The 1,683-nt window shown below is 42.5% G+C and carries 3 protein-coding genes; all 3 read right to left on the bottom strand.

All coding sequences use genetic code 11. The annotated features are described in order from the left end of the window. Positions 1-643, bottom strand: a 643-nt coding sequence (locus LMF89_RS25285) for a hypothetical protein (protein ID WP_229537576.1), incomplete at its 3' end; no start/stop codon positions are given. Positions 644-645: 2 nt separating this feature from the next. Then, a complete protein-coding gene (locus LMF89_RS25280; RefSeq protein WP_229537575.1) occupies positions 646-1,224 on the bottom strand; it encodes an N-acetylmuramoyl-L-alanine amidase family protein in 579 nt (192 codons plus the stop codon). A 2-nt stretch (positions 1,225-1,226) separates the two neighbouring features. Then, a complete protein-coding gene (locus LMF89_RS25275; RefSeq protein ID WP_229537574.1) occupies positions 1,227-1,571 on the bottom strand; it encodes a hypothetical protein in 345 nt (114 codons plus the stop codon). Between the last annotated feature and the right edge of the window lie 112 nt (positions 1,572-1,683).

Raw genomic sequence — 1,683 nt, 5'->3', positions numbered from 1 at the left:
TCGTATATTTTATTTCCCAACCCGAACTATTACCGCCAAAATGGTGCTCATAACTGATTGCAGCATCTTTACTAAAATTACGCTGCAGCTCTACGGGTATATACTGATCACTACCATGCTGACCGTAACCAGCAGACCATTCCCAGCTCCTATAATTATTATTTTTAAATACAGCAACGTCATAATTAGCCTGTGGCGTTTTATTTGTGTTAGTTGTTACAATCGTATTATCGGTCTTTTCGATAGCTGCAGGTGGCAGTGTGGGATCTTTATCGTTAATACGTTTTGCTATATCTTCGGCAGCCACTTGCACGGTTGGCGCCTGCACGGTAAAATGATTAATCGGCTGCACCTGGCCCGTTTGAGCCTTATTTATAAAGTTGGCCAACATTTCAGCATTTTGATTACTAAGGTCAAGTTTATTTTGCAAGACGTTTTTATCCTGGGCTTGCTGCTGGCTTAACACGATTGCCTGCTGCAGCTTGGCTTCTGTATCAGTATGTTTCTGCCAAGCGAAATAGCCGGCAATCAGTAATCCAATTATAACTATAGCTACAAAAGCAACGGCCGCTACTCGGTACTTACTACCAGTAGCGGCCGTTACTTTTTCTAGCACTTGTTGGGCTAGATCTTTTTCATTCATATCTATATACCTCCCACATAATCAGTAATACCCCTAGCAATGGCTCTAGCATATCGATCTTGCCAGGTAAGATTAGACAATAATGTGGTCTCTTCTTCGTTAGAAAGGAATGCCGTTTCAACCAAGCATGCAGGTGCATCGGTGTACACAAGTACATAAAATTTACTTTCTTTGTCTGGATCACCATCTGAATAATCAGTACGACCAGTGCGATCCGGAAACTCACCTGCAACCTGGTTAAATATTTTTGTTGCTAATACATCTCCCTGGGTCTGCCCTGGTGAAGTCCAAACTTCGTAACCCTGCGCTGATGAACTACCTGCGCTATTGCAGTGTAGACTAACAAATAAGTCAGCTCCCCATGAGTTTGATAAGTTAGTACGATAGCTTAAATCATCGGTTTCTGGCTGCTCATCTTGGGTCCTGGTCAACAAAACTTCATATCCTACCGCTCGAAGATAACGCTGGATCATGAATGCCATTGATAAGACAACATCTGATTCTCTGAGCCCTGTAAACGGCGATACTGCCCCCGGATCTGTTAATCGCCCTGCATGTCCTGGATCAATTACAATACGCATGATTATTCCCCCTCATGTAAATTTGGTGTATTCGTTGTTTTCTGCATTTTTCGAATAGTTGCCACTTCTGCATCGATGATCCAGCCGATGAGCGCACCAGGTACCAAAATACGGCGCCACCCTAAAATGTCATTAATCTGCTGGATTGCTGTCCTTCGTTTTTCAATATTCTCCATGTTATCGGCAAACCGATCAAGCTCAAAAATGATACTTCGAATGGACTCTTTTGTCTTACCATCTCGAAGTTTTGCAAATAACACGAACAGCCCCATAGCTAAAACATTAGCCGCCAGCAATATGCCAGCGGCCCAAATAAAGATCTGCAATTCACTTGTAGGTAATATCATCAGTGCGCCCCCATTCCGTCTAATCTTTTATGTGCCGATTTTGCCGATTCTTCCACAACTACCAGCCTTTTATCAATTCCTTTTTGATCTTGATCTAATCGAAAAAGCATAT

Origin of the sequence: Pelosinus baikalensis, assembly GCF_020819555.1 — a bacterium.
GTDB classification, from domain to species: Bacteria; Bacillota; Negativicutes; order DSM-13327; family DSM-13327; genus Pelosinus; species Pelosinus baikalensis.
The sequence above is the reverse complement of the archived record's forward strand: the minus strand, read 5'-3'. Positions and strand labels throughout refer to the sequence as shown.

What these genes read in the sequence shown, in the direction of transcription:
- LMF89_RS25280 (WP_229537575.1), bottom strand. Translation starts at nt 1,224, where the DNA reads ATGCGTATTGTAATTGATCCAGGACATGCAGGGCGATTAACAGATCCG.
- LMF89_RS25275 (WP_229537574.1), bottom strand. Translation starts at nt 1,571, where the DNA reads ATGATATTACCTACAAGTGAATTGCAGATCTTTATTTGGGCCGCTGGC.